The organism is Streptomyces sp. RG80, assembly GCF_040446465.1.
Taxonomy (GTDB): Bacteria; Actinomycetota; Actinomycetes; order Streptomycetales; family Streptomycetaceae; genus Streptomyces.
In genome coordinates, this window is the sequence record NZ_JBEAAJ010000008.1 from 228,515 (window position 1) to 254,635 (window position 26,121).

The 26,121-nt window shown below is 71.4% G+C and carries 24 protein-coding genes; 12 read left to right on the top strand and 12 right to left on the bottom strand.

The annotated features are described in order from the left end of the window. Positions 1-70: 70 nt before the first annotated feature. From ABKA17_RS27945 to ABKA17_RS27960, 4 genes are all read right to left on the bottom strand, one after another. Positions 71-1,102 carry an isopenicillin N synthase family dioxygenase gene (locus ABKA17_RS27945; RefSeq protein ID WP_353695015.1) on the bottom strand — a complete coding sequence of 344 codons (1,032 nt, stop codon included), beginning with the start codon at positions 1,100-1,102 and terminating at the stop codon, positions 71-73. Positions 1,103-1,577: 475 nt separating this feature from the next. After that, complete coding sequence (gene iscB / locus ABKA17_RS27950; protein WP_353695016.1) at positions 1,578-2,933, bottom strand: RNA-guided endonuclease IscB; 1,356 nt, start codon at positions 2,931-2,933, stop codon at positions 1,578-1,580. A 506-nt stretch (positions 2,934-3,439) separates the two neighbouring features. Further along, positions 3,440-4,009: a DUF4240 domain-containing protein gene (locus ABKA17_RS27955; protein WP_353695017.1), complete on the bottom strand. Its 570-nt coding sequence runs from the start codon at positions 4,007-4,009 to the stop codon at positions 3,440-3,442. A 48-nt stretch (positions 4,010-4,057) separates the two neighbouring features. After that, entirely contained in the window at positions 4,058-4,969 is a 912-nt protein-coding gene (locus ABKA17_RS27960; RefSeq protein WP_353695018.1) for an SDR family oxidoreductase, read from the bottom strand. Between the two features lie 133 nt (positions 4,970-5,102). Between ABKA17_RS27960 and ABKA17_RS27965 the strand changes: the two genes are divergently transcribed. Further along, on the top strand, positions 5,103-6,002 hold the full coding sequence (locus ABKA17_RS27965; protein WP_353695019.1) for a LysR family transcriptional regulator: 900 nt from the start codon (positions 5,103-5,105) through the stop codon (positions 6,000-6,002). Here the strand turns inward: ABKA17_RS27965 and ABKA17_RS27970 are convergent. Continuing rightward, positions 5,986-6,870 (bottom strand): LysR family transcriptional regulator, encoded by an 885-nt coding sequence (locus ABKA17_RS27970; protein WP_353695020.1) that lies wholly within the window; start codon positions 6,868-6,870, stop codon positions 5,986-5,988. The two genes, ABKA17_RS27965 and ABKA17_RS27970, sit on opposite strands and share 17 nt — an antisense overlap. Before the next feature lie 73 nt (positions 6,871-6,943). On the opposite strand from ABKA17_RS27970, the gene ABKA17_RS27975 reads away from it, so the two are divergent. From ABKA17_RS27975 to ABKA17_RS27985, 3 genes are all read left to right on the top strand, one after another. Continuing rightward, entirely contained in the window at positions 6,944-7,342 is a 399-nt protein-coding gene (locus ABKA17_RS27975) for a RidA family protein (RefSeq protein ID WP_353695021.1), read from the top strand. Between the two features lie 61 nt (positions 7,343-7,403). Continuing rightward, entirely contained in the window at positions 7,404-7,808 is a 405-nt protein-coding gene (locus ABKA17_RS27980) for a GNAT family N-acetyltransferase (protein WP_353695357.1), read from the top strand. A 133-nt stretch (positions 7,809-7,941) separates the two neighbouring features. Continuing rightward, on the top strand, positions 7,942-9,342 hold the full coding sequence (locus ABKA17_RS27985; protein ID WP_353695022.1) for a PAS domain-containing protein: 1,401 nt from the start codon (positions 7,942-7,944) through the stop codon (positions 9,340-9,342). Between the two features lie 239 nt (positions 9,343-9,581). Here ABKA17_RS27985 and ABKA17_RS27990 read toward each other — a convergent pair whose 3' ends face one another. Continuing rightward, the gene (locus ABKA17_RS27990) at positions 9,582-10,337 is read right to left on the bottom strand and encodes an SIS domain-containing protein (RefSeq protein WP_353695023.1); all 756 of its coding nucleotides are present in this window, start codon (positions 10,335-10,337) and stop codon (positions 9,582-9,584) included. A 250-nt stretch (positions 10,338-10,587) separates the two neighbouring features. Between ABKA17_RS27990 and ABKA17_RS27995 the strand changes: the two genes are divergently transcribed. Next, positions 10,588-11,280, top strand: a complete 693-nt coding sequence (locus ABKA17_RS27995) for an iron-dependent transcriptional repressor DtxR (protein ID WP_351683104.1) — start codon at positions 10,588-10,590, stop codon at positions 11,278-11,280. 573 nt (positions 11,281-11,853) lie between these two features. Then, the gene (locus ABKA17_RS28000) at positions 11,854-12,795 is read left to right on the top strand and encodes an alpha/beta fold hydrolase (RefSeq protein WP_353695024.1); all 942 of its coding nucleotides are present in this window, start codon (positions 11,854-11,856) and stop codon (positions 12,793-12,795) included. An 83-nt stretch (positions 12,796-12,878) separates the two neighbouring features. On the opposite strand, the gene ABKA17_RS28005 is transcribed toward ABKA17_RS28000, so the two are convergent. The 3 genes from ABKA17_RS28005 to ABKA17_RS28015 are packed head-to-tail and all read right to left on the bottom strand — an operon-like array spanning position 12,879 to position 15,951. After that, on the bottom strand, positions 12,879-14,471 hold the full coding sequence (locus tag ABKA17_RS28005; protein ID WP_353695025.1) for a transporter: 1,593 nt from the start codon (positions 14,469-14,471) through the stop codon (positions 12,879-12,881). Further along, positions 14,468-15,241, bottom strand: coding sequence for an ABC transporter ATP-binding protein (locus tag ABKA17_RS28010; protein ID WP_353695026.1), 774 nt, complete (start codon positions 15,239-15,241; stop codon positions 14,468-14,470). The genes ABKA17_RS28005 and ABKA17_RS28010 overlap by 4 nt, the downstream gene beginning before the upstream one ends. A gap of 47 nt (positions 15,242-15,288) precedes the next feature. Further along, positions 15,289-15,951, bottom strand: coding sequence for a bifunctional DNA primase/polymerase (locus ABKA17_RS28015; protein WP_353695027.1), 663 nt, complete (start codon positions 15,949-15,951; stop codon positions 15,289-15,291). Between the two features lie 481 nt (positions 15,952-16,432). Between ABKA17_RS28015 and ABKA17_RS28020 the strand changes: the two genes are divergently transcribed. Then, a complete protein-coding gene (locus tag ABKA17_RS28020; RefSeq protein WP_353695028.1) occupies positions 16,433-17,818 on the top strand; it encodes an NsdA family TPR-like regulatory protein in 1,386 nt (461 codons plus the stop codon). Positions 17,819-18,020: 202 nt separating this feature from the next. Next, positions 18,021-19,745: a hypothetical protein gene (locus ABKA17_RS28025; protein WP_353695029.1), complete on the top strand. Its 1,725-nt coding sequence runs from the start codon at positions 18,021-18,023 to the stop codon at positions 19,743-19,745. Between the two features lie 39 nt (positions 19,746-19,784). On the opposite strand, the gene ABKA17_RS28030 is transcribed toward ABKA17_RS28025, so the two are convergent. After that, positions 19,785-21,092, bottom strand: a complete 1,308-nt coding sequence (locus ABKA17_RS28030) for an ABC transporter substrate-binding protein (protein WP_353695030.1) — start codon at positions 21,090-21,092, stop codon at positions 19,785-19,787. 117 nt (positions 21,093-21,209) lie between these two features. Here ABKA17_RS28030 and ABKA17_RS28035 point away from each other — a divergent pair, with 117 nt between their 5' ends. Both ABKA17_RS28035 and purU read left to right on the top strand, forming a co-directional pair. Continuing rightward, positions 21,210-21,710 (top strand): SCO4402 family protein, encoded by a 501-nt coding sequence (locus ABKA17_RS28035; protein WP_353695031.1) that lies wholly within the window; start codon positions 21,210-21,212, stop codon positions 21,708-21,710. Between the two features lie 46 nt (positions 21,711-21,756). Further along, the gene (purU, locus tag ABKA17_RS28040; RefSeq protein ID WP_353695032.1) at positions 21,757-22,638 is read left to right on the top strand and encodes a formyltetrahydrofolate deformylase; all 882 of its coding nucleotides are present in this window, start codon (positions 21,757-21,759) and stop codon (positions 22,636-22,638) included. Positions 22,639-22,749: 111 nt separating this feature from the next. Here purU and ABKA17_RS28045 read toward each other — a convergent pair whose 3' ends face one another. Together ABKA17_RS28045 and ABKA17_RS28050 are read right to left on the bottom strand one after the other, a co-directional pair. Next, positions 22,750-24,153, bottom strand: a complete 1,404-nt coding sequence (locus ABKA17_RS28045) for a zf-HC2 domain-containing protein (RefSeq protein ID WP_353695033.1) — start codon at positions 24,151-24,153, stop codon at positions 22,750-22,752. Beyond that, positions 24,150-24,734 (bottom strand): sigma-70 family RNA polymerase sigma factor, encoded by a 585-nt coding sequence (locus ABKA17_RS28050; RefSeq protein WP_353695034.1) that lies wholly within the window; start codon positions 24,732-24,734, stop codon positions 24,150-24,152. The genes ABKA17_RS28045 and ABKA17_RS28050 overlap by 4 nt, the downstream gene beginning before the upstream one ends. Before the next feature lie 329 nt (positions 24,735-25,063). On the opposite strand from ABKA17_RS28050, the gene ABKA17_RS28055 reads away from it, so the two are divergent. Together ABKA17_RS28055 and ABKA17_RS28060 are read left to right on the top strand one after the other, a co-directional pair. Next, positions 25,064-25,444, top strand: coding sequence for an STAS domain-containing protein (locus ABKA17_RS28055; protein WP_353695035.1), 381 nt, complete (start codon positions 25,064-25,066; stop codon positions 25,442-25,444). A gap of 162 nt (positions 25,445-25,606) precedes the next feature. Beyond that, positions 25,607-26,119, top strand: coding sequence for an EF-hand domain-containing protein (locus tag ABKA17_RS28060; RefSeq protein WP_353695036.1), 513 nt, complete (start codon positions 25,607-25,609; stop codon positions 26,117-26,119). Positions 26,120-26,121 lie beyond the last annotated feature (2 nt).

Below are 26,121 nucleotides of genomic sequence, written 5' to 3' on the forward strand. Positions count from 1 at the left end.
GAGGAGCGCGGGCGACTGCGGGCCGGATTGTGGCTGGTCGCGCAGTTCCCCGCGCCCCTGAGGGGCGTTATTACGCCGGAGTCAAGAGATTCCCGTGATGACGCTCCGCCACGAGCGGGTGCGCCCGCAGCTTGCCCTTGAGCTCGTTGTAGCCGTACTCGGCGAAGAGCGGATTCGACGGGTCGTCGGTGATGCCCGGCGCGGTGGAGGCGTGTGGGAAGACCAGCGGCTCCACCCGCGCATCCAGCCGCGGGTTGTAGAAGAACGGCACGGAGAACCGCTCGGTGGCACCCGGCGGGGAGACGACCCGGTGATTGGTGGCGACGAAATACCCATTCGTCGCCACCTCGAGCAGCTCCCCGAGATTCACGACGAAGGCCCCCTCCAGCGGCGGCACGTCATGGAAGACCCCGTCCTCCCGCTGCACCTGAAGCCCACCGACCTTGTCCTGGAGAAGCAGCGTGAGGAACCCGTAGTCCTTGTGGGCCCCGACCCCCTGATCGGCCCCGTCACCGGCACTCCCCGGGTACCGCACGAGCTTCAGATGCGGATGGGCACGCTCCCCGAAGATCGGGTCGTAGAAGTCCGCCGGCGCCCCGATCGACGCCAGCAGCTCGTGCAGCAGCCGCTCGGCGACGGAGCTCAGCCGCTCGACCCAGCGGAGCGCGGCGGCACGCAGCTCGGGAAGGGAATCGGGCCACTGATTGGGCCCCTCCAGCCACCAGTAGGCAGGCTCACCGGCCCCGGGTATCCGCGCGGGCCGCTCCGCCCCGATGTCGAGCTGATCCCGCCAGTCCCGGCTACCGCCCGTCCGCTCGTCACCGGTCCGGGTGTACCCCCGGAAGTGCGGCGACCGCACATTGTCGATGGCCAGCCGCTCCCCCTCGGGCAGCGCGAAGAACCTCCGCATGGCGGAGAGAAGGGCGCCGACCTCGGCTGCCGGGACCCCATGCCCGACGAGCTGGAAGAACCCCACGTCATGCGCGGCACTGTGCAGCTGGGCATGGAGCAGCGCACGGGCCTGGGGACCGCGGTCGGCGGCCGAGAGATCGATGATCGGGAGCTGCTGGTACGACGGAGTCGTCGACACGTTGGTGGTCATGGTGCGTCCACAAAGGGTGAGAGGGAGAAAAGGCGGCAGCGTAGGGCTGGCTGCGCGAAGGACCGGAGGCTCAGACGGAGCGTCGACAGCCCATGCTCGTGACGCGGACGTAGTCCACGTGGCGGCGTCGAACGAGCGAAAGCATGAGCTCAGGGTACTGCGTGCCGCAAGAAGCGCGGGTGGCGCAGATCACCCCCGAAAATCCTCCACCCACACGAAAACGCAGACGACCCGCGAGCTCGGGTTCCCACCGCCTCAGCGGGGGAGCCGGCCGGACGTACCGGCGAGCTCGCGGGTCGGGTGACTGCGTTGTATTGGCCGGCTGCGTGTTTCTCACACACGCTGGTCCGGCACCGCACTGAATGTGGTGACGGGCCGCTAGCCCGCAGCCACCTCGCGCGTCCGGGATTCATACATGTACCGGATCACCTCCTTTCAGCGATGACCCCCACCCTAAGAACCGCCAAGTCGTCGATCAACCGGTTTTTCGAGATGTTGACGCAGCGGCTTCCGGGCTGCTGCTGTACCCATAGCCGTCGCCTCGTTGCAGGAGCTCCAGATTCCAGTGGGACACGTTGAGTCTGCCCGTCAGCGTCTGGAGGCTGTGCTGTCCCCTGGCCCGGACCGAGATGCGGCCCGTCCAGACGCCCTCCCATTTCCCGGCCGGGACGTTGGCGCGTACGAGATCTCCGGTGATGTACCCGAAGTGCTGCTTGGCACGGGTCCTCCGCAGCCGTGGGAATCCGAACCGGTCCGGAGTGGTGCGTGCGTACGATCCGCGTCCGGTGGCCTTGGCGACGAGGACTTGCCTCGGGTATCGCACGATCGCGTCCCCGGCTTCGTGATCCAGCTGACCTACTGACAGGGCGTCCAGAGTGTGGGTCTTGGCCAGTCCCATGGCGCTGCGGTTTTCCTTCGTGGTCTGCCCCGGCAAGGTGTGGACGGGGATGCCGAGGTCGGCGAGTGCCTCCGTGAGCAGCCATCGGGTTGAGTTCATGGCGGCGGCGTCGCGGAGGGGTGCCTTGATCTGGCGGAGGATCTGCGCGAGCCGGTCAGGTCGGTCGGCGAGGTACGCCGCAACGGATTTGGCGCCTTTGGCGGTGTTGCAGGGGACGCAGGCTGGGACGAGGTTGGCGATCCGATCCGAGCCTCCTCGGCTGCGGGGCCTGACGTGCTCGATGTTCAGGGAGACGCCGATGGCGTCGCAGTAGGCGCAGCCGTTGTCCCACCTGGCGCGCAGATAGTCGCGAGCGGTGGTCCCCGCGAGCGTGCCTTGCGCGTACTCGGCTCCTCTGAGGGGCCTGTCCGCGCTCATGGAGTGGGTGTCGAAGGCGACCTGTTCCACGTGGATTTCGGTGACGGGTGCGTAGCGGCACAGTCGGTTAGCCATGGAGAAGGTGGTGTCGACGCGGTGGCGCAGGGACGGGGGCAGCCAGCCTGCCGGTTTGGTGCGGTTGTGGGAGCGGGGAGCCCGGTAACGGCAGTTGGCCGAGCGCCGTCTGTGCCGGTAACCGGCGCGTTGTTGCATGCAGGAGTGGATCTGGTCGCCGCGGTGCTGGAGTTCGATGGAGACGAGTCCGCGCCGGACTGTGACGGTGGTCCCGCGGCCATCGGCTTCCTGCTTCTCGTCTGTGAGAGCCAGACCGGTGCCCTTGGAACCGGGGTCGATGCGTAACTGGACGCCGTCGACGGCTGATTCGACTCGCGTGCGGTCCTTGAGACGGATGGTGAAGGGGACTTGCCGTGCGATGACTGCTCGCCCTTTGCCGAGGAGTTCGCGGGCGCGGGCGGGGTGGCAGGGCATGAGGGGCTGCCCTTCCTTGGACAGCACGAAGACTCTGCTCGCGCCGATTCCACCGTCGTACGGCGGATTGTGCGGGGGAGCGTCACCGCTCCCGTTCTCTGCCGCCTTCGCCGCCGGAGCGGCGCTCTTGGCGTGACGCCGTCGGGCCTTGATGCCGTGCCCGACGGTCTCCCCTCGCCCATGTTCCCTGCCGGTGCCCCGCGCGGTGGCGGGGTGTCCGTGAGCCGTTTCGTCCCTGCTCCCAGGGGTGTCTGCTCCCACGGATTCCAGAGCAGGCTGCTGAGGAAGCACAGCCTGGTGGGTCTGCTCGCCCACAGGAAACGTAGTCATCGGGGCACCTCCCTGATCCTGCGGATCGTGATGACTGGGGCTGGCCACTCGGCGGCATCACGGCCGGGGAGCGAGTGGCCTCCCTTCTGAAGTGCAGCTGAAGCTAGTTGCTACGGGCTACCCCGATGGATCACTTCTTCGGAAGTGGCTCATTCGTGCGAATATCGCGGGCTTCTCCGGCGCGCAGCCGATCTCGCTGCTACTCAGGTCCCCTCCGAGAGGAACAGCCCGGCCAGCCGAGGCAGTCGTCGACGTATCTCGTCCTCGTCGTCGAAGTCGAAGTCCTCGCCCAGTGGCTCGGTGGGGGAGTCCGAAGACGGATGGTCGGCTGCGTACTGCTTCCAGTCCTCCCAGAAGATCTCGGTGTCCCCGGTGATCCGCTCGTAGGCTTCAGAGGCGCAGTAGTTGGCGTCCTCGTAGAAGAGGGTGCGGTCCTCGAAGTCGGCGGCTGCCGCGACGACGTCGGGGTGGTCGGCGAGGGCGTCCGGGGATGTGGCGGCTCGCTCGTACCAGTGGCGGCCCTGGGCTATCAGGCCCGCGCGGAAGTCCATGAAGCTGTCGTCGGAGCAGCCGCCGCCGACGAGGTAGGCGGCGGCCCAGACGTCCCAGCGGTAGAGGGCGTTGTGGAGGGTGTCGAAGTGGTCCTGGTACTCCAGGATCTGTCGCTTGGGGCAGGCTGCCAGAAGGGTGGCCAGTGCCTCGTGGAAGGGGACTTCGTCTGTCATGGCGAAGCGTGCCGCATTGATGAGGTGCCAGAACTCTTTCGTGTCCACGGCACCGCACTGTGCCGGCCGGGTCTGACAATCGCCGTCGCCAAGCCCTCAGAGCATGCTCCTGCGCCCCTCCCCGAAGTAGTGGCCCTCCGCCAGGTCCGCGAGCAGGTTCGGGTGCTCCGGCTTCCAGCCCAGACGCTGCTGCGTGAGGGTGCTGGATGCGCGGAGGTCGAGGGAGGCGAAGTGGGCTATCCAGCCGAAGTGGGCGGGGGCTTCGGCGGCGGTCACCCGTACCACCGGTACGTCCAGGCCTTGGCCTATCGCGGTGGCGATGGCGTGGAGGGGTACGCCCTCGTCGTCGATCGCGTGGAGGCGGGTGCCTGCCGTGGCCTTCTCGAGGGCCAGTCGGTAGAGGCGGGCCGCGTCGTCGCGGTGGACGGCCGGCCAGTGGTTGGTGCCTTCGGCGATCATCGCGGACGCGCCCTTCTCGCGGGCGATGTCGATGAGCTTGGGGATGAAGCCGCCGTCGTCGGGGCCGTGGACGGACGGGGGCAGGCGGACGACCGTGGCGCGTACGCCGTGGTCGGCGAGGGCGAGCGTGGCCTGCTCGGAGGGGACGCGGAAGGGGGCCACGGAGTCCGGGTGGGCCGCGTCCTCCTCCGTGGCGAAGATGCCGGGCTCGACCAGGAACGCCGACGTCGTCACGAAGGGCTTTTCGGTGCCTTCGAGCACCGAGCCCATCGCCTCGATGGCGTGCAGGTCGATCACGCCCGAGGCGGCGATGTCGGAGAAGTCGTGCTTGAAGGCGGTGTGGATGACACCGTCGGCCGACTCGGCTCCCCGGCGCAGGCTGTCCAGGTCGTCCAGGTCGCCGCGGTGCACCTCCGCCCCTGTCGTCCGCAGCGCCGCCGCGGAGGAGTCGGAGCGGGCCAGGCCCAGGACCTCGTGTCCCGCGCCGATGAGTTCACGTACGACCGCGGTGCCTACGAAGCCGCTGGCGCCGGTGACGAATACGCGCATGTCGATGCCCTCCAGAGGGATGGGATGCGGGGTTCGGGATGACTTCAGCGTCCGTGCCGCAGCGGCCCCGCGTCCAAAGCCTCTTTCGTATACGGCAATGCGATCCGGGCATCACCGCAGCTAGGCTCGCTGTATGGCCGACTCTCAGCCGATCCCCGTCTCCGCCGACCTCGATCTCCGCCTCGTCCGGTACTTCACCGTCGTCGCCGAGCACCGTCACTTCGGTCGTGCCGCCGCCGCCCTGCACATCACTCAGCCGTCCCTGAGCCGTCAGGTGCAGCGCCTGGAGCGGGAGTTGGGGGCGCGGTTGCTGGACCGGACGCCGCAGGGGACGCGGTTGACCGAGGCGGGGGAGGTCTTCCTGCCGGAGGCGCGGGAGTTGTTGCGTGCGGCGGCTCAGGCGGGCGTACGCGCGCGTGCCGCCGCTCAGCCGCATCGGATGACGGTCGGTTTCACCTCGGGCATCATCGTCACCCCGGCGGTCCGGGCGGTACGGCACCGGCACCCGGACGCCGACGTCCAGACCGCCCACCTGAACTGGGACGACGTGCACCACGCGCTGCTCGACCACCGTGTCGACGCGGTGGTGACCCGGCTGCCGTTCCCGACCGACCGGCTGCGGGTGACGGTCCTCTACGACGAGCCGCGCGTCCTGATCGTCCCGCTCGACCATCGGCTGGCCGGCAAGGAGTCCGTCACGCTGGACGACATCGCCGACGAGCGGCTGCCGCGTACGGCGGACCCGGTGCGCAGCGCGTTCTGGCGGTTCGAGCCTCGTCCGGACGGGCGCCCGGCGCCGGACGGGCCGCTCATCGAGGCGGTCGAGGACAAGTTCGAACTCGTTGCCTCCGGCGAGTCGTTGGCCGTTGCCGCGCACTCCGTGGGGCGGGTTCTGCGGCCCGATCTGACCATGGTCCCGCTGGAGGGCGTCGAGCCGAGCCATGTCGTCGTGGCGACCCGCGCGGACGACCGCAGCCGCCTGGTGACGGCGTTCCACAAGGCCGCGAAGGACCACATCACCCCGAACGCGTGATCGTCTCCAGCAGATTCGCCACCAGCGGACTGTCGTCTCCGGTCCGCCAGGCCACCGCGACCACGGTCCGCGCGTGCGGCGCGGTGAGAGGACGGAAGGCGACGCCTCCCAGCCGGATACGGCGGATGCTCGCCGGTGCGACCGAGACCCCGAGGCCCGCCTCGACGAGGGCGCAGACGGTCTGCCACTCGGTGGCGTGCTGGGCGATGCGCGGGGCGCAGAGGGCGGTGATGCGATCGTGGAGGCCGGGGCCCGCCTCGCGCGGCAGGAGGACGAACGGGTGCTCGGCCAACTGGGCCGGGTCCACCGTGCGTTGGACCGCGAGCGGGTGGGCCCGGGGTAGCACGGCCACGAACGGCTCCGTCAGGACCGTACGGAAGGACAGGTCCGGGTCGGTGGAGGGCGGTTCGCGGAGGAGGCCGATGTCGAGGCTTCCCTCGCGCAGGGCGGTCAGCTGTGGTGCGGTGGTCATCTCCCGGATGTCCAGGCGTACTTGCGGATAGTGGTCCACGTACGTCCGCAGGAGCCCCGGCAGCAGCGTCAGGGCGAGTGACGCGGCGAAGCCGAGGCGCAGGTTGCCGGTCCGGCCGCCCGCCGCCGCGCGGGCCGCCGCCAGGCCGTCGGTGAGGGTGGCGAGGGCCTGGCGGGCGGCGGGGAGCAGTTCGCGTCCGGCCGGGGTGAGGGCGACGGGGCCCGGTGGCCGTACGAAGAGAGGTGCGCCGACCTTGTCCTCCAGGCGTCGGATCTGCTGGCTGAGGGGTGGTTGGGCGATGCCGAGCCGCGCGGCGGCCCGCCCGAAGTGCAGTTCCTCGGCGAGGACGATGAAGGCGTGGAGTTGGGGGAGGGGGAGTTCGGGTCGCTGCTCCATATCGCCATGGATATCACTTCATCCCTCGTCGCCTATTAGACGTATATCCCCTGCTCACCTAGCGTTCCGGCACATGACGAAGCGACGCGCGATTCTCAGCGGTTCGGTGTTCGAGGAGCGGATCGGGTACGCCCGGGCGGTGGTCGACGGGGACTGGGTGCATGTCTCGGGGACCACCGGGTTCGACTACTCGACGATGACGATCTCCGACGACGTCGTCGAGCAGGCCGAGCAGTGTCTGCGGAACATCGGGGCGGCGCTGGCGGAGGCCGGCTGCGGGTTCGCCGATGTCGTACGGGTGCGGTATCTCCTCCCTGACCGGGCGGACTTCGAGCCGTGCTGGCCTGCGCTGCGGCGGACCTTCGGGGAGGTGCGGCCCGCGGCGACGATGATGATGTGCGGGCTCGCGGATCCTCGTATGAAGATCGAGATTGAGGTGTACGCGCGGCGGGGAGGTGGGTCTTGTGTCTGATCTTCGAACATCTGGCCTTCCGGCCGCCGAGCTCCGGATCGAGCCGGCCGTCGGCGACGCCATGCTGGAGCAGTGGCGGTACGTGCACAACGTGATCGTCCCGGCGGACGAGCTGTCCCTCGACGCGGTGCGGGAGCGGAGTACGCGGTACCGGCTGGAGAACGCGTACGTCGGTGAGCTGCTCGTCGGGTGTTCGACCGTGCGGCCGCCGGAGGAGGGGGCGGTGACGGTGATCGCGCGCGTGCTGCCCGAGTACCGGCGCCGGGGCTTCGGGACGGCCCTGTACGAGAACGGGCTCGCCCACGCGCGCGTGCTCGGTGCCACGGCGATCGAGACCTGTGTGCTCGCGGTCAACGAGGACGGGCTGCGCTTCGCCGTGAAACAGGGATTTGTCGAGGTCGAGCGCTATGTGCTGCCCGGGGAGAGCGACCTGTGGGTCGACCTCCGGCTGAATCGGGCGGCATAGATGCGGGAGCGGCGTACAACGATTCCCCCAACTTGCGGGAACTCGGTGTGTGCTGCGTCACGTTCCAGTTAGATGATTGCAAGTGAGCGAACCGACGTGCCGTAAGGACGGACGCAGCCGGCAGGGGGTCCAGGTGAGTGCTTCCCGGCGTAGTGGGACCACCGACGAGCTGGGGCCGAACGAGCCCGAACAGCCAGAGCAGCCCGATCAGCCCGACGGCGCGGATCTGCTCGCCGCCCTGCTCGACGGGATGGACGCGGCGCTGTGCGCCTTCGACGCGGACGGTGTGGTCACCCACTGGAACCGCGAGGCCGAGCGGATCCTCGGCTGGACCGCCGCCGAGGCGGTGGGACGGCAGGGGTTCGCCGGCTGGGCGGTGCGCAGCGCGGACGCCCAGGAGGTCGAGGGGCGGCTGCTGTCCGCCATGCGGGCTCCCGGGCGCCAGGTGCACGAGTTCGCGCTGCTGACCAAGGAGGGCGGCCGGGTCCTCGTCCGGACCCAGTCCGCGGCCGTACGCGGACCGGACGGGAAGCCGGCCGGGGTGTACTGCGCCTTCAGCGAGGTGCACGCGCAGATCGACCTGGAGCGGTCCATCGCGCTGAGCGAGGCACTGTTCGAGGACGCCAGCTGGGGTGTGGTGCTGGTGGACGCGGATCTGCGGCCCGCCGTCGTCAACGCCCATGCCGCCCGCGCCCTGGGCATCGGCCGCACCGCCGTCCTGGGCCGGCCCCTCGGGGAGCTGCTCGCGCAGGGTGTGGAGGAGCTGGAGAGCGCGCTCCAGCATGTGCTGGCCGAGGGCGCGCCGCCCGCGCCCGCCGAGATCTGGGTGAGCGTGCGGACTCCGGAGGGCGAGCAGCGGCGCTGCTGGCGCTGCGGCTTCGTACGGCTGGCCTCGCCGCTGGCGGAGGAGCCGGTGCCGCTGGGCGTCGGCTGGCTCTTCAACGACGTCACGGAGGCCAAGCAGGCCGAGCAGGAGGCGTCCCTGCTGCGCTTCCGCACCAACCAGCTGCATCGCGCGGCCCGGGCGGCCGCCGAGTGCGAGGACCCGGCCGAGGCGGCGACGATCCACCTGGACTTCGCGCTCGCCGGGTTCGCCGACCATGCCCTGATCGACCGGGTGGCGGGCGATCCGACCACCGACTCGGACGGGCCCGTACGACTGGTCCGGGTCGCCTCGACACCCGCCGGGGCGCCGGGGCCGAGCCCGCTGACCGGGCAGGCGGGGCTGCCCGTGCGGTACGCCGAGGGGCATCCGGCGTTCCAGTGCGTGGACCGCAGGGGCTCGGTGCGGGCGAGTGTGGGCTCGGTGCCGGCGGAGAAGGCCCGGCAGTGGGCCCTGGACCGGCAGTGGCCGGGCGACGCCGTGCACGCGCTGTGCGCGGTGCTGCGCTGCCGGGGGCGCACGCTCGGTGTCGTGACGTTTCTGCGGGGCGCCGGCCGCAGCCAGTTCGAGCGTTCCGACGCGGTGTACGCGGAGGACGTGGCGGTCCGTATCGCCACGGCACTGGACCTGGCGGGGGCCCTACGGGGGTGAGGCGAGCGCGGCCGCGAGAGCCGCCCCGCACCCGGCCGCACGCAGCCCTGTCGGCCCTCGCCGTCCGGCCCGCACCCCCGTCTCGCCCTCAGCGGGCCGGGTGAAGTCCACTTCGGTTCGGCAGCGGCCTCAAGGGGCGCGGGGCCGTATCGCTATGCGGTTCCGCCGCGTGGGCGCGACCGGCCGCGACGGCGCCGCAGACGAACAACAACCCGGCCACCGCACTTCCGGCGGAGCGCTCAGTACCGGTAGAAGATCCGGTCCCCGTACTCCTCGAAGACCCGCGCGTTCCACTCCAGGCCGCCGTCCACGTTCCCCGACCGCAGCATTGGGGGCTCCACGCCTCGCCCCGCCAGGTCGGCCGCCGCCGTGGCCACGATCGACTGGAGCAGGGCCGAGGTCACGACCGTGGACGCCGGGGCGAAGGGGGCCGGGACGGTGTCGAGGGTGAGCTCGGCGTCGCCGATGGCGATCTTGGAGTCGAGGACGACGTCGCAGTGGTCCTTGAGGTAGGTGCCGGAGGAGTGCCGGGGAGTGGTCTGCGAGGCGTAGGCCACCGAGGTCACGCCGATGACCTTGATGCCACGCGCGCGTGCGCTCATCGCCATCTCCACGGGGAGCGCGTTGCGGCCGGAGAGGGAGATGATCACCAGGGTGTCGCCCGCGCGGAGCGGGGAGGAGTCCAGGACGGCGCTGGCGAGCCCGTCGACGCGCTCCAGGGCGGAGCCCAGCGTGGCGGGCATGACGTCGACGCCGACGACTCCGGGGACGGTGAGCAGGTTCATCAGCGCGAGCCCGCCGGCGCGGTAGACGACGTCCTGCGCGGCGAGCGAGGAGTGCCCGGCGCCGAAGGCGAACAGCCGGCCCCCGGCGGCGACGGTGTCGGCGAGGAGGGTCCCGGCCGCGTCGATGCTCTCGGCCTCCTCGTCGCGGACCCGCTGGAGCAGGCCGATCGCGGCGTCGAAGAACCGGTCGGCGGGCGTGCCGTCGCTCATACGGGCCCCTTCGGGTCGGCTGTGTCGCGGATCACCGTGCGGTCTGGACCAGTCCGGTGTCAATACGGCCGCCAGGACACCCCTTGACGGCCTTGGCGGGGGCCCGCGGGTGTGGTCGGAAGGTGGTCGAAACCAGCTCGTTTCACCGGCGCGGCACGGTTGTCAGTGGTATGCGTCAGAATTGGTGCCAGGGCCAGCGCACGCGCCGCGAAGTCGTCGCGCTTCCGGCAGATCTCATCGAGGGGCACGTATGTCCGGACTGATCGACACCACGGAGATGTATCTCCGCACCATCCTCGAGCTGGAGGAGGAAGGTGTGGTCCCCATGCGCGCCCGGATCGCCGAGCGGCTCGACCAGAGCGGGCCGACCGTCAGCCAGACGGTGGCGCGGATGGAGCGCGACGGACTGGTGTCCGTGGCGAGCGACCGGCACCTGGAGCTGACGGACGAGGGACGCCGGCTGGCGACGCGCGTGATGCGCAAGCACCGGCTCGCCGAGTGCCTGCTCGTCGACGTCATCGGCCTGGAGTGGGAGCAGGTGCACGCCGAGGCGTGTCGCTGGGAGCACGTGATGAGCGAGGCCGTCGAGCGACGGGTGCTCGAGCTGCTCCGGCACCCCACCGAGTCGCCGTACGGCAACCCCATCCCCGGTCTGGAGGAGCTCGGCGAGAAGGACGGCGCCGACCCCTTCCTCGACGAGGGCATGGTGTCGCTGGCCGACCTGGACCCGGGCCCGGAGGGCAAGACGGTCGTCGTGCGCCGGATCGGTGAGCCGATCCAGACCGACGCGCAGCTGATGTACACACTGCGTCGGGCGGGCGTGCAGCCCGGTTCGGTGGTGAGCGTGACGGAGTCGGCCGGCGGGGTGCTGGTGGGCAGCGGGGGCGAGGCGGCCGAGCTGGAGTCGGATGTCGCGTCGCATGTGTTCGTCGCCAAGCGGTAAGCCGCCGACCGGCCTGATCCCGTCTCAAATGCCGGAACATCAGGGGTAGTTGTGGCATCGCGGCGATGTCGTCGATTCCAAGATTCAATGTGCCGAATCGCAGCGCTCGGACGCCCCGCGTGCGAGGCTGTCGCGTGAGGCATATGACCTGAGGGGGCGGGAGGATGTGCCGCAGACGTGTGGAAAGCCCCGGCGCCGTGTGGCGCCGGGGCCTGTCCTCCCCTGTGCTGACCCGGAGCCCCGAGCTCCCAGGGTCATTCCCCTCGGACCGGTTTCCCCGGCCGGTCCGCCTCCCGCTGAAGATCTCCCCTCGGCCGTGGCGATCAATCCTTGAGCAAGGTCACTCAAACGAGGGGTGTTGCCGGCGGAACCCGCATTCTCGAATAGGCATTCGATAGCCTCGGGGTGACACGTCGGGCGGAACGTGCGCTTCAGGGAGGGGGCGGCACGACAGCAGGCACGTCAGACAGGGCAAGGCAGCACACGGTTCACAGGACCGGCCGGCTCGGCGTCCTCAGGGGTGCGGTGCCGGATCGGACTTCGACGGACCCGTTGAGGGGGGTGCCAGGACCAATGGCGCGGCGCATCGACGTGACCGGGGCGGGCGGCGTACGTCTCGCGGCCTGGGAGTTCGGCGACCCACCCAAGACCGACCCGGCGAGGGACGCGGCGGAACAGGGTGTCCGGGAGAGCGGCGAGACGGCCGGCCGGCACCTCGGCCACCGCACCGCCCAGGGCGCCCTCGACCGTTCCCCCGGCGTGCTCTTACTGCACGGCCTCATGGGCCGCGCCTCCCACTGGGCCTCCACCGCCCGCTGGCTGTCCGAACGCCACCGGGCCGTCGCCCTCGACCAGCGCGGCCACGGCCGCAGCGACAAGCCCCCGCAGGCCTCCTTCACACGCGAGGCCTACGTCGACGACGCCGAGGCGGCCGTCGAACAGCTCGGCCTCGGCCCGGCGGTCCTCGTCGGCCATGCCATGGGCGCGCTGACCGCCTGGCAGCTCGCCGCCAAGCGCCCGGACCTGGTGTCCGGCGTGATCATCTGTGACATGCGGGCCTCCGCGCTCGGAGCCGCCTCGCAGCGGGAGTGGGCGGACTGGTTCAAGGCCTGGCCCGTCCCCTTCGCCACCCTCGCCGACGTACGCAAGTGGTTCGGGGAGGACGACCCGTGGGTGGAGCGTCCCAATCCGGCGCGGGGTGAGTTCTACGCCGAGGTGATGGCCGAGTCCCCGGACGGCTGGCGGCCGGTCTTCGAGCACGAGCAGATGCTGAAGTCCCGGGAACCGTGGGTGTTCGACGCGCACTGGGAGGAACTGGCCCAGGTGCGCTGCCCCGCACTGGTGGTGCGCGGGCTCGACGGGGAGCTGGGCCGGGCGGAGGCGCAGGAGATGGTGCGGGTGCTGCCCCGGGGGGAGTACGCCGAGGTCGCCGACGCCGGGCATCTGGTGCACTACGACCAGCCGGAGGCGTGGCGGGCGGCGATCGAGCCGTTCATCGACGGGATCACGGGGTGAGGGGCGCCTGGAAACCCGGGCTCTCGTGCCGTGGGTGCGAGGCCGTGGACACGAGGCCGTGGGTGCAGTGCCGTGGACGCGGCTCAGCCCTTGCTCACCGCCGCCAGGATCTCCGGTAGCCGAGCCGCCGTCCGCGGCGCCGCCAGCCGCAGCCCCAGCCAGGTGAGCAGCGCCCCGTAGGCCGACCCCACCGGCAGCAGCAGCCCGCTCCACTCGTCCCCGCCCGCGCTCACGTTCAGCCAGATCACCAGGGCGATGACGGGCGCGCACAGCAGCGCGGCGCCGATCATGCCCCCGAAGATCGAGATCCAGGCGAGCCCGGTCTGCCCGGGGGCCACGTTCTTGTAGCCCTCCTGAGGGATGGAGTACGGAAAGCGGGCCGAGGTCCACGCGCCCGTCGCCAGCATCGCGCCGAGCAGCGCGAAGGACAGCCCGAGCGCCTCGGGCAGCCGGGCCCAGTCGTCGAGCATGGCCGTCGTCAGGACGGTCACGAACGCCGCGTACGGCAGGGTGATCACCAGCAGCGCCAGTGCCCGGCCGCGCAGCTCGACGTAGGCGTCCCGGGGCGAGGAAATGGTCAGGGCGACCATCCAGAACGCGGAGGTGTCCTGGCCGAACTGGTTGTACATCTGGATGCCGAGCATCCCCGCGGCGAAACAGGCGAAGTAGATCGACCCGGTGCCCTGCAAGGCGTTGAACACCGGCACGATCAGCCCGATCGCCAGCGAGGTCACCCACGCGGCCTTGGTCTTGGGATCACGCCAGATGTACCGCAGGCTGCGCTCCACGACCGTCCCCGTACGCCCGGCGGGCAGCAGCCGCCCGAGCCCCGTCGACGTCCGCTCGCGCGTGCCCGACTCGCCGGCGGCCTGGAGGGTGGAGCCGTCGGGCGCGGTCATCAGCCGTGTCAGATGCCGGGACCAGACCACGATCAGCCCCACCAGCGCCCCCGCGCTCAGCGCGAGTTGGACCACGGCGAAGCCGTACGACCCCTCGCTCACCGAGCGCACGGCTCCGATCGCGGACGCCGGCGGCACCCACTTCAGCACCTGGGCCGCCGGATCGAGCTCGCCCAGCCCGTTCGAACCCAGCCGCTGCGCCCCGAAGTTGACGAGCTGCGCCCCGATCGCGATGACCAGCCCGCTCAGTACGGCCAGATCGCGGCCCTTACGGCTGGTCAGCAGCCGGAGGTTGGCGGCGGCCACGGCCCGCGCGAGCGCCACGCACACCAGCAGCGCGAGCACGACCGCGACGACACCCACGACGTACGCCGACGCGCCGTGCGCCACCGAGATCACCGACCCGGCGAGCAGACACAGGGTGAACAGCGGGCCGATCCCGACCAGGGAGGCCGCGAGCAGCGCCCGTACCAGCGGGCGGGGGCGCAGCGGCAGCATCACCAGACGCGTCGGATCTAGCGTCTCGTCCCCGCCGGGGAAGAACAGCGGCATCACCGCCCACCCCAGCGCCAGCACCGCCACCAGCAGCACCACGACGGACTCGGCGTGCTCGTCGCCGCGCAGCGCGATCAGCCCGAGCAGCTGGAGCGCGGCGAACAGCAGCGTGATCACGACCGACGCGACATACGCGGCCCGCCGACCACCGGACTGCCTGAGCCCGTTCCTGAGCAGCGACAGCTTCAGCCGTACGACGACGGCGGTGACGTCGGCACTCATCGCGCCGCCCCGCCGCCCAGCCAGTCCAGATCGGACCCGGTGTCCCGGCCGCCCGCCCCGACGAGCTCCAGGAAGGCCTGCTGGAGCGAGGGCGCGGCCCCGCGGACCTCGGCGAGGGGGCCGTGCGCCCGGATGCGCCCCGCGGCCATCACGGCCACCCAGTCGCACAGCGACTCGACGAGCTCCATGACGTGGGAGGAGAAGACGACCGTGGCGCCGGAGGTCGTGTACCGCTCCAGCACCCCGCGGATGGTCTGCGCGGACACCGGGTCGACGCCCTCGAACGGCTCGTCGAGGAACAGCACTTCGGGATTGTGGAGCAGGGCCGCCGCGAGCCCGATCTTCTTCCGCATCCCGGTCGAGTAGTCGACGACGAGTTTGTGCTGCGCTCCCGCCAGATCGAGTACGTCCAGCAGCTGGGTGGCGCGCTTGTCGACCTCGGCGCCGGGCAGCCCCCGCAACCGCCCGGAGTAGGCCAGCAGTTCCCGCCCGGACAGCCGCTCGAACAGCCGCAGCCCCTCCGGGAGGACCCCGATCCGTGCCTTCACCTCCACCGGGTCCCGCCAGACGTCGTGCCCGACGACCTCGACGGTGCCCTGATCGGGGCGCAGCAGCCCGGTGATCATGGAGAGGGTGGTGGTCTTCCCGGCCCCGTTGGGTCCGACCAGTCCGATGAACTTCCCGGCGGGCAACTCCAGATCGATCCCGGCGACGGCAATCTGCTGCCCGAATCGCTTCCAGAGCCCGCGCACACTTACGGCCGACGTCATGGGAGCCAACCTAGGGGCACGAAGAGCCTTTACACGAGGAGCATCTTCTAGCGGTCCCGTCCGCACGCGTAGGCGAGGGGCGAGATCAACTCCTCCGCGTCCGGGAGCCATCGGTTCGCGGGGGTGGGGCGGCAGGCCCACTGGACGGCGCCGCGCGAGCCGTACCGGGTGGGCGGCGCCGCCACGTACGCCCCCTCGCCGAGCGCGACCAGGTCCAGCGACGAGGGCGTCCAGCCGAGCTTGCGCACCAGGTCCGGCACCTTCACCGAAGCGCCCGGCAGCACGAAGAAGTGCATACGGCGATCCGGCGACAGGGTCACCGGTCCCAGCGTCAACTCCATGCGCTCCATGCGCGCGAGCGCCAGGAAACCGGCCGTCTCCGGCACGGAGATCGCGTCGAACGTCCGCCCCGTCGGCAGCAGGATCGACGCGAGCGGCTGCTTCGACCACAACCGGCGCGCGACGGTCGCACTGCCCGTGGCCTGCGTCGCCCAGTCCTCGCGCGAGGGGTGCGCGCCGGGGGCGGCGCACGCCGAGTCGCCGCAGGAGCACTGCTGCACCCCGTCGACGGCTTCCAGCCAGGCGCCGGGGAAGACGTCCCAGTGGCGTTCCTCGGCATACCGTACGGCTGTCTCCAGCAGGGATTCCCCGCGCTGCTTCGGAATCTGGGCGGCTTCGGTGCTCGCGATCGTCTCTTCCACGCCCAACACAACTCCCGCACCCACCTGGAGTTACGGCCAGGCCCTGGCGCCGGACTGACTTCTGCCTCGCGGCGCTGGCCCGCACTCCCCCACGCTCGGCTGCGCTCGCGCGGGGGGACCCCCAGCGGCGTTGCGGAAAGGCCCGAGTAGCCCCGCTACTAGGACCTTTCCGCGCCTTGCGATCTGGGGGTACCCCCTCTGGGGGAGCACCAGACGCCGCGAGGCCCGCCCTACGGGCGGACGAAGCCAGTCCGGCGCCAGGGCCTGCGCGCGCGGGGGAAGCGCATCGATTCCGCATCTGGGGCGCATGGATGCATGTGTGGGGGCGCGCAGGAGGATCCGCGGGCGGTGCTGGGTAGCCACATGCGGGGTGGCTTCTGTCTTTTACCCCGGCAATCCTCACATGCCTCGCATTTTCGGTATGTCCGTGGGGCATTGATCTTCACGGCCGGATCTTTTCGCTTCAGGGGTTGTTCCCAGGGGGTATGCCATGGCCGCAAGGCCTCTCGTCGCGCGGCAGCCGAACGAACGGTTGCAGGCGCTCATCCAGGAAGCGGGTTGCTCGAACGCCGGGCTGGCCCGCCGGGTCAACATGTGCGGCGCCGAGCACGGCCTCGACCTGCGCTACGACAAGACGTCCGTGGCCCGTTGGCTGCGCGGGCAGCAACCGAGGGGACGCGCCCCTGCGATCATCGCGGAGGCGCTGGGCCGCAAGCTCGGCCGTACGGTCACGATCGACGAGATCGGCATGGCCAACGGCAAGAACCTCGCCTCGGGCGTGGGTCTCCAGTTCTCGCCGACCGTGCTGGGCGCCATCGAGCAGGTCTGCGAGCTGTGGCGCAGTGACGTGGGGCGGCGGGACTTCCTGTCCGGCTCGTCCGTCGCCGCCTCCGCGCTCGTCGAGCCGAGCCGGGACTGGCTGATCTCCTCGCCCGACTCGCAGGTGGCGCGGCAGGCGGGGCCCCGGGTGGGACAGTCCGATGTCGCGGCCGTGAAGGCGATGACCCAGGCCCTCGTGGACCTCGACCACCAGTACGGCAGCGGGCATGTGCGGCCGGTGGTCGTGCACTACCTCAACAGCGTCGTCTCCGGACTGCTGGCCGGCTCGTACCGGGAGGCCGTCGGGCGCGAACTGTTCGCCGCGGTCGCGCGGTTGACGGAGCTCGCCGGGTACATGGCCATCGACACCGGCCAACCGGGCCTGGCCCAGCGGTACTACATCCAGGCGCTGCGGCTCGCGCAGGCCGCCGGGGACCGGGGCTACGGCGGGTATGTGCTCGCCGCGTCCATGAGCCACCTCGCCGCGCAGCTCGGGAACCCGCGGGAGATCGCCCAGTTGGCGCGCGCGGCGCAGGAAGGGGCGCGGGGGCGTGTGACACCGCGTGCGGAGGCGATGTTCCTCGCGGCGGAGGCGCGCGGACACGCGCTGATGGGCGACGCGCGGGCGGCGCAGACGGCGTCCGGGCGGGCGGTGAGCGCGCTGGAGGCGGCGGATCCGTCGTCCGGGGACGACCCGGCGTGGATCGCGCACTTCGACGAGGCCTATCTGGCCGACGAGTTGGCGCACTGCCACCGCGACCTGGGACAGGCCGAGGCGGCGGCGCGGCGGGCCCAGGAGTCGCTGGACGGGCTCCCGGACACCAAGGCGCGGCGCCGGGCCATCGGCTATGTGCTGCTCGCCACCGCGCAGGTGCAGCAGCGGGAGATCGAACAGGCCTGCCACACCGGGCTGAAGGCCGTGGAGTTGCTGGAGACCGTCCGTTCCAACCGGGGTGCCGAGTACCTGGAGGACTTCCAGCAGCGGCTGGAGCCGTTCCGGGACGAGCCGGTGGTAAGGGAGTTCGGGGCGCGCCTGGACTTGCAGGCGGCGGCGTGAAACCCCTGGGTACGAGGACGTGAACGCGCAGGAAACGAAGGCTCCGAAGGGGAAGGGAGGGCGTATATAGCGGATGCGGGCCCGGTTTTGTTACCGCGGTCACAGGGACGCAGGTCGCGTTCCGTGCTGCGTGGCACCGGGCTCGGGGGACCCGGTAGCGTGAGCCGACGATTCACAAGGTCCCCCATTAGTAGGAGTCCCGGTGACGCAGAGTGGACAGGGCGAGGAGCCCTCGCCGCGTGTGGCGCGCGAAGGCATCGTGCTGCCCTCCGACGGTGGCGAACCGCTGCTGCCGGGTCAGACGGGCGGACCCGGCGGTCACCAGTCCGCCCCGCACATCCCGACCCCCGCCGCCCCGCCCCCGTCGGCCCCGCCCGGCGGCCAGGCCTGGGGCACCCCGTGGGGGCCCGAACAGCAGAGCCCGGCGCCGCAGCAGGGCGAGGGCTGGGGCGCGCCGCAGGGGCAGCAGTGGGGCGCGCAGGACCCGTACCAGGCGCAGGCCGGGTGGACCGCCCAGGACCCGTCGCAGCCGCTGCCGCAGGAAGGGGCCCCGGCCCCGTCCGGCGGCTACGACAGCGACCAGCCGACCTCCTACTACCTGCCGCCGGTCAACCAGAACCCGCCGCAGCCACCCACGGGCTACGACGCCTACGGCTCGCCCGCGGCCCCGCACGCCGGTCACGGTGGCGGCCCCGGTGCGCCGCTGCCGCCCGCCGGCCAGGACACCGACCAGCCCACCTCGTACTACCTGCCGCCGGTGAACCAGAACCCCCCGGCCGCACCCCAGCCGCCCGCCGCGCCGAGCGGGCCCATGCCCGAGGCGCGCACGGACGCGTACGGCTACCCCGCCGCCCCGCTGCCGCCCGCCGACGAGGGCGCCACGCAGTACATCCCGCACATCCCGCCCGTCGCCGCGGCCCCCGACGAGGGCGCGACGCAGTACATCCCGCCCATCGCGCCCGGGGCGCTGCCGCCCGAGGTGCCCATGCAGGGGGGTGCGGAGCAGACGCAGTTCCTCGGGCGCTCCCCGCAGGGCGCGGGGCCGCTGCCGCCCGTGTCCGGGCCGGACTCCGAGGCCACGCAGTACATCCCGCCCGTGCCCGGGCAGCACGGCGGGGAGCGGCAGCCGCCCGCCGAGTTCGACAACCTCTTCCGCAGCGGGCCCGGCGCGGAGAGCCCGGCCGGCGCCACGCAGCAGCTGCCGCGCTTCGAGCCGGGGCCGCAGCCGGGCATGGGGCACCCGCAGCCGTCGTACGGGCAGCACGACCGCCACGACGACGACGACGGTGGCCGTGGGGGGCGGCGTCGGTCGCGGGTCCCTGTCATCGCCGCGGTCGGGATCGGTATCGCCGTGCTCGGGATCGGTGCGGGGGCCCTGCTCGCCAGTGGGGGCGGGGACGACGGCGGGGACGGGAACAAGACCGTCGCCGCGACCGCTCCGGCGTCGGAGTCCGCGTCGCCGTCCGCCGACCCGGCCGAGGCGCAGGCCGTCGAGCTGGACAAGCTGCTGGCCGACAGCGGTGACAGCCGGGCCTCGGTGATCAGCGCGGTGGAGGACGTCAAGGCCTGCAAGAACCTCGGCCAGGCGGCCAAGGACCTGCGGGACGCGGCGACCCAGCGCAACGACCTCGTGACCCGTCTGTCCGGCCTGACCGTCGACAAGCTCCCGAACCACGCCCAGCTGACCACCGCCCTCACCAAGGCGTGGGAGGCGTCCGCGTCGGCCGACAACCACTACGCGGCGTGGGCCGACCAGACCGCCGGCAAGAAGGGCTGCAAGAAGGGCCAGGCGCGCAACACCCCGCAGACCCAGGCCGGCAACCAGGCCAGCGGTGAGGCCAGCACGCAGAAGATCACCGCGGCCAAGCTGTGGAACGCGATCGCCAAGCAGTACGGCCTGACCGAACGCACCCGCACCCAGCTGTGACGGACGGGGGACCGCCCACGGCGGCCCCCCGCCCAGGCCCTAGCTCACGTCGGCGTTCTCCAGGGTCCTGCGTACGTCGGTGAAGCCCTTCCGGGCGGTCACCAGGCGGCCCTTGCGTACGGCCTGGAGGGTCACCTCGGTGTTGAACAGGCGTGGCAGGCCGACGGCCGCGAGGCCGCCCTCGTACTGCCAGCTGAGGGTCGGTGTCAGGCCGCCGGTGTCGACCTTCAGGCCGTCGTCGAGGGCCTGGCGCACGGTGGTCGACGTCACCTCGCCGCCGCCGAGCGACTCGACGGCGGCCTTGAAGACGGTGTACGCGAGCCAGGTGGTCTGCACACCGGCGTCCGCGGGGTCGATGCGGTTGTCGCCGAAGGCCTGCTCCTTGATCACCTGCTTCATCGGGTCCCAGCGCGGATCGGTCGCGACCGGGTACCAGCCGGCGACGTACGAGCCCTCGTACGGACCCGACGCCCCGCCCGTGGCGTTGATCACCGTCTGGTCGACGCTGCCGAGGACGGTGGCGGTGCGTACGTCGGGGTAGTCCTCGCGGGCGCGGCGGAAGGAGTCCATGAAGGTGCTGGTGCGGTCCCCGAGGGCGGGCACCACGCACCCCTTCCTCGCCGGGTCGCCGGTCGAGCGGCCCAGCGCGCGCTCGGACTGCGCCGCGTACTCGGTGGCGTCCTCCGCGGCCAGCTGGTCGGTCGCCGCGGGGTGCCCGGCGGCCTTGAGCCCGGAGTCCAGCATGACGTGGAGTTCGTCACCCGCGATGCTGTCGGGGCGGACCAGCGCGACCGGTCCGCAGCTGCCGCCGAGCTCCTTGCCGAGCCCGGCCAGCAGGCTCGGCTGGCCGCCGTTGACGGGGTAGGACAGGGGGCTGTCGAACTCGGCGTTGGTGATGCCGTAGCCGCCTATGTAGGGGATGTCGGCGCTCTCCAGCGTGGAGAAGAACGTGTCGCCGAACTGGCTGTAGGAGCCGACCACCGCGGCGACCTTCTCGTCGGCGGCGCGCTGGGCGCACTTGGCGGCGGTGATGGTGTCGTTGCGGTCGTTGCAGACCAGGACGGTGATCTTGCGGCCGTTGATGCCGCCCTGCGCGTTGATCCAGCGGGCGTAGGCCTGCGCGAAGGCGGGCATGCCGGGTTTGTTGGTGGCGTCGGTGTCCATCGAGGCCCAGGTCATGACCTTGATCGGGTCGTTCCCGGAGCCCCCCGTGGCCCCGGGAACCACCCCGCAACCGACGGTCAGCGACGCACACGCGGCCAGTGCCCCCGCCGCGAGGGCGGTGGCTCTGACGGGCCGGTGGAGCCTGGGGAGGAAGGTGCTGCGGATGCGTCGCCTGCCGGTCATGGGCACACACGCTTCCGCCACATGGACAACCCGGGAGTGACTTACGGTCAACGAACGGTGACGCGAAGGTGAATTACGGGGGTCGGTGCGGCTCGTGTGACGCGGAACGTACGATCGATGACCGTGCAAGGTTCGGAGAACTCTTCCCGTCGCGGCCGTCGCTCCTCCACCATGGGCGGCATGCCACTGAACGACATGCCGTGGTGGCGCTGGCGCAGCAATGTGCGCTCCGCGCTGCACATGCTCTCCGACCCAGGGTTCCAGCGGGACGTCTGGCTGGCCGGTGTCGAGGGGTACGGGGACGTCACCGACGCCGTGTACCGCCTCGTCGAGGACACCTGGCTGGACAACTGGTCCGCCGAGAAATACGTCGGCACGATCTTCCGGGACTCCCAGGAGGCGGCCCTCGTCGACTCCGCCGTCCTCAGGGTGCTGCGGATCATGCACCAGGTCGGTCCGGACGCCCCCGTCTCCGCCTACGTCGACCACCAGGGCTGGCCGGACGCGGTACGGGCCGCGCGCGACGCCCATGTACGGATGGCGACGGCGGACGGTGACGATCCGGACGCGGCGCCGCGTTCGCTCCAGGTGCTCCAGATCATGACCCGGTCCGCGTGACGGACGGGGTCCTTGCCACCGAGGTGGATATGGGACCCTGTCCTGCATGAACGAGCAGTCCACCCGGGCCGCGGCCCCCGCCGAGCAGTACGTCCTCACGCTGTCCTGCCCCGACAAGCAGGGCATCGTGCACGCCGTGTCGAGCTACCTCTTCATGACCGGCTGCAACATCGAGGACAGCCAGCAGTTCGGCGACCACGACACGGGTCTGTTCTTCATGCGCGTCCACTTCTCGGCGGAGGCGCCGGTCACGGTGGACAAGCTGCGGGCGTCCTTCGCGGCGATCGGTGACGCCTTCCACATGGACTGGCAGATCCACCAGCCCGAGCAGAGGATGCGGGTCGTCCTCATGGTCAGCAAGTTCGGGCACTGCCTGAACGACCTGCTGTTCCGGGCCCGGATCGGCGCGCTGCCGGTGGAGATCGCGGCCGTGGTGTCCAACCACACCGACTTCGCCGAGCTCGTGGGCTCGTACGACATTCCCTTCCACCACATCCCGGTGACGAGGGAGAACAAGGCGGAGTCCGAGGCGCGGCTGCTGGAGCTGGTGCGCGAGGAGAACGTCGAACTGGTCGTGCTCGCCCGGTACATGCAGGTGCTCTCCGACGACCTCTGCAAGCAGCTCAGTGGGCGGATCATCAACATCCACCACTCGTTCCTGCCGAGCTTCAAGGGTGCGAAGCCGTATCACCAGGCTCATGCGCGCGGTGTGAAGCTGATCGGCGCGACGGCGCACTATGTGACGGCGGACCTGGACGAGGGGCCGATCATCGAGCAGGAGGTCGAGCGGGTCGGGCACGACGTGACCCCGGACCAGCTGGTCGCGATCGGGCGGGACGTGGAGTGCCAGGCGCTGGCGCGGGCCGTGAAGTGGCATGCGGAGCGGCGGATCCTGCTGAACGGTCGCCGTACGGTCGTCTTCGCCTAGCAGCACGGGGCCTTTGGGTCGTACGGCGACTGCGGATGAGTGGGGGCTGGTCGCGCAGTTCCCCGCGCCCCTGGGTTTCTCCACTTCCGCCGGTTGATCCGTACCCCGCCCCTACATCCGGCTCAAGCTCGCCGCCGCGAACAGTACGTCCTTGATCGCCTCCCGGTCGCCGAGCTGACCTGCCGCAGCCTCCGCAGGAGACACGTGGCCCGCGGCCAGTTGGCAGAACTCCACGCCGTCCAGGGCGATGTGGGCGATCTCGAGATCGGCGGAGCCGATGGCCGCGGGGGAGTCGAGGGGGATCAGCCAGTCGCCGCCGCCGAGGCCCTCGATCTCCAGCCGGAGGCTACGGCCCGGCTCGCCCGCGGGGACGAGGTGGCGGCCCTGGGCCGGTGCGGACAGTCCCGACCGCCGGCGCACCGCGAGCGCGGTGGGGAGCATGCGGGCCGCGAGGTCGATCATGCGGTTCAGATGGCGGGGTGACGGGGGCTCGTAGGGGTAGTCGACCGCCTCGGCGATGTCCTCCGCGTGGACCCAGCACTCGAAGGCGCGGTCCAGCATGGCGTCGTGCAGGGGGAGTTCGAAGTCGCCGTACGACACGGCGAGCTTGCCGGCGCCGCCGCCCGTGAAGGAGACCGTGCGGACCAGGTCGTGGCTCTGTTCGCGCCAGGGGGACCGGACCGAGCGGGTCGGCGGGTAGTGCGAGCCGCGCCAGTACGCCTCGGTGCGGGCCGCGGGGGTCGGGGAGTGCGCGCCGGTGTCGCCGAGGGGGTCGTCCAGGCCCAGCGCGAGGGCCACCAGGCCGTCGACCGTCAGCAGGTGCGCGATGACACCGGCGACCGTCGTACGGCGGCTCGTCGCCTCGTCGGACTCGAACCAGCGCAGCCGCACGGGCGCGTGCCACTCCGCGTCGCCCATGTCCCGCAGCAGCGCGTCGAGACGGGCGGTCTCGGCGTCGTACGGCGTCGCCCACTCGGGTACCGGGATGCGCGGCGGGCGGCGGTCCAGGCAGCCCTCCAGGACGCGGGTGCGCAGGCCCGGGTCCAGGTCGAGGCTCTCCGGCGGGTGCAGCAGGCCGACCGCGCCGCGCAGCCGCAGCGCCTCGTCCGCGCAGGAGCCGCAGTCGCCGAGGTGCTCCTCGACGGCGGCCGTCTCCTCCGGGGAGCAGGCGGCGAGGGCCCACGCGCCGAGGAGGGCCTTCAGTACGGGGTGCTCCAGGACCAAGGGGGCCGGTGGAAGCGGCGGTGGCGGGTCCAGCGAGGGCAGGGGGTGCCCGGTGTCCTCGACGGAGGCGCGGGGGAGCGGTATGCGGGGCGGGCCGTCGGAGGGGTCGGGGGTGGGACGGTCGCCGTCGGCCGGACCGCCGGGGGCTCCGGGGCTGCCGGGGGTCGCGGCCTCGTCCTTCTCGTCCGTGCCCTTCTTCTCCGAGTCGCCGGAGGGCTCGTACTCCTGGCCGTCCTGGCCGTCCTGCTCTTCGTGCTCGTCGTACGCCTCGAACCGGTTGGGCTCGTTCACGCCGCACCTCCGTATCCGGGGGGTGCTCCGGGGGCGGCGCCGGCGTCGTGGGCGGTGGCGAGGAGCTGGAGGCCGAGGCGGAGGCGGCGGCGGGCCTCGTCCTCGGTGACGCCGAGGTCGGCGGCGGTCTGGCGGTAGTCGCGGCGCTGGAAGTAGGCCAGCTCCAGGGCGGCGCGCAGCGGGGACGGCATGGACTGGACGATGTAGTCGGCGCGGGCGGCGACGGAGGCGTGGCGGACTTTGCGCTCCAGGTCCTCGGTGGAACCGCGGCCGCCCTGGGCGAGGGCGGCGGTCTCGGTGGCGCGCAGACGCTGCACGGCGAGGCGGTGGGTCAGGCCGGCGACCCAGGAGCGCAGGGGGCCCTGTTTGGGGTCGTAGGCGTCGGGGTGCTGCCAGACGTGGGCGAAGACCTCGCGGGTGACGCCGTCGGCGGCGCGTTCGTCGCCGAGGACGCGGTGGGCGAGGCCGTGCACGAGCGAGGCGAACCGGTCGTAGAGCTCGCCGAGGGCGGCCGCCTCACCGCGTGCGAGCCGCTGTTGCATCTTGCGGTCCCAGCGGGGCGGTGCGTCCTTCTTCGCCATGCGGCCCCCTCACCCTGTTCGCGTGCTCGTCAAGCCTGAACCCACCGTCTCCTCGAATGTAGTCGGCACGTCCGACAGCGCACGCCCCTTTGTCGCATTGTGCGCCCCCGGGAGAGCGGCCGGTGATAGTGGACCTTCGCCTACCCCTCCACTGTGCGTCCATCCTCGATCGAACAGGATCGAAGACGACTAAAACAAGCCTCTTTTGATCAGTTTCCGTTTCCTGTGTCTGGTTTCAGGGAACCGCCGCTGGGCAGCCGCGCTGCAAGGAAACGTAGGAACGCCTTCCGTTTGTGGGTCGTTCCGGCAAGTCCCGGCGAGCGAAAGGCGTGGTGGTGGCGTTCAACGTGACCGACGACGAGCACGGCGACTGGACCGTGCTGCGGGTGTCGGGCGAGCTGGACCTGGTGACGTCGCCGGTGCTGCGTCAGCGGGTGCACGACGCGGTGGCCGAGGGCCGCCACAGTCTCGTCCTCGACCTCTCCGAGGTCTTCTTCTGCGACTCCAGCGGCGTCGGCGTCCTCATAGCCTCGCGTCGCCTCATCCGCTCCTGCCAGGGCCGGCTGCGCCTGATCCTCCCGGCCCAGGGCGCGGTGGACGGCTCCCATGTCAACCGGGTGCTGGGCGCGCTGGGGGTACGGCGCCTCTTCGACGTCCACGCGGACCTGGAGTCGGCGACGGAGGACGAGGCGGGTCCACTGTCGGCGTGACCGGCGGATCGCATGTGGATCACCTCACGGATGTGCCACGCCGTTGTCCCGAAATTCCCCCGGTCTTGGCACAACCGCCGCTTTCCCGCTCCCCGGTCCGGTCCGGCGTCGTACGCTCCGATCGAGATGTACCCCACGTGACGTAAGGCGGCCCGAAGAGACATGGTCAGCAGCGAGTACGAGCGCAGGATCGCCGGCCGGTTCGCCACCTTCGACCAGGACGGCAACGGCTATATCGACCGGGCGGACTTCAGCGTGGCGGCCAAGGCGCTGCTCGCGGAGTTCGGTACGGCGGCACGGTCCGACAAGGGACAGGCCCTGTATCTCGGCGCGGAGGCGTTCTGGCAGGGCATGGCGGGGATCGCGGACCGGGACGGCGACCAGCGGATCACCCGGGACGAGTTCGTCAACGGCGCGGTCAAGCGGCTGCGCGACAACCCCGACCGGTTCGCCGAGATCGCCCGCCCCTTCCTGCACGCGGCCCTCGCCGTCGCCGACCCGGACGGGGACGGCGCGGCCACCGTGGAGGACACCGCGCGCGTGCTGAGGATCCTCGGGGTCGCCCAGGACATCGCCGCCGCGGCCGCCGGTGCGCTCGACACCGACGGCGACGGCCGGGTCGGCGAGGAGGAGATCGTCTCCGCCTTCGCCCGCTACTTCACGGTTCCCGAGTAGGC

Coding starts and splice junctions, on each gene's coding strand:
- ABKA17_RS27995 (WP_351683104.1), top strand. CDS start 10,588: ATGTCCGGACTGATCGACACCACGGAGATGTATCTCCGCACCATCCTC.
- ABKA17_RS27980 (WP_353695357.1), top strand. CDS start 7,404: ATGCTGGAGCAGTGGCGGTACGTGCACAACGTGATCGTCCCGGCGGAC.
- ABKA17_RS28060 (WP_353695036.1), top strand. CDS start 25,607: ATGGTCAGCAGCGAGTACGAGCGCAGGATCGCCGGCCGGTTCGCCACC.
- ABKA17_RS28050 (WP_353695034.1), bottom strand. CDS start 24,734: ATGGCGAAGAAGGACGCACCGCCCCGCTGGGACCGCAAGATGCAACAG.
- ABKA17_RS28020 (WP_353695028.1), top strand. CDS start 16,433: ATGGCCGCAAGGCCTCTCGTCGCGCGGCAGCCGAACGAACGGTTGCAG.
- ABKA17_RS27975 (WP_353695021.1), top strand. CDS start 6,944: ATGACGAAGCGACGCGCGATTCTCAGCGGTTCGGTGTTCGAGGAGCGG.
- ABKA17_RS28005 (WP_353695025.1), bottom strand. CDS start 14,471: ATGAGTGCCGACGTCACCGCCGTCGTCGTACGGCTGAAGCTGTCGCTG.
- ABKA17_RS27990 (WP_353695023.1), bottom strand. CDS start 10,337: ATGAGCGACGGCACGCCCGCCGACCGGTTCTTCGACGCCGCGATCGGC.
- purU (WP_353695032.1), top strand. CDS start 21,757: ATGAACGAGCAGTCCACCCGGGCCGCGGCCCCCGCCGAGCAGTACGTC.
- ABKA17_RS28035 (WP_353695031.1), top strand. CDS start 21,210: ATGACCGTGCAAGGTTCGGAGAACTCTTCCCGTCGCGGCCGTCGCTCC.
- ABKA17_RS27970 (WP_353695020.1), bottom strand. CDS start 6,870: ATGGAGCAGCGACCCGAACTCCCCCTCCCCCAACTCCACGCCTTCATC.
- ABKA17_RS27965 (WP_353695019.1), top strand. CDS start 5,103: ATGGCCGACTCTCAGCCGATCCCCGTCTCCGCCGACCTCGATCTCCGC.
- ABKA17_RS28000 (WP_353695024.1), top strand. CDS start 11,854: ATGGCGCGGCGCATCGACGTGACCGGGGCGGGCGGCGTACGTCTCGCG.
- ABKA17_RS28010 (WP_353695026.1), bottom strand. CDS start 15,241: ATGACGTCGGCCGTAAGTGTGCGCGGGCTCTGGAAGCGATTCGGGCAG.
- ABKA17_RS27945 (WP_353695015.1), bottom strand. CDS start 1,102: ATGACCACCAACGTGTCGACGACTCCGTCGTACCAGCAGCTCCCGATC.
- ABKA17_RS27960 (WP_353695018.1), bottom strand. CDS start 4,969: ATGCGCGTATTCGTCACCGGCGCCAGCGGCTTCGTAGGCACCGCGGTC.
- ABKA17_RS28030 (WP_353695030.1), bottom strand. CDS start 21,092: ATGACCGGCAGGCGACGCATCCGCAGCACCTTCCTCCCCAGGCTCCAC.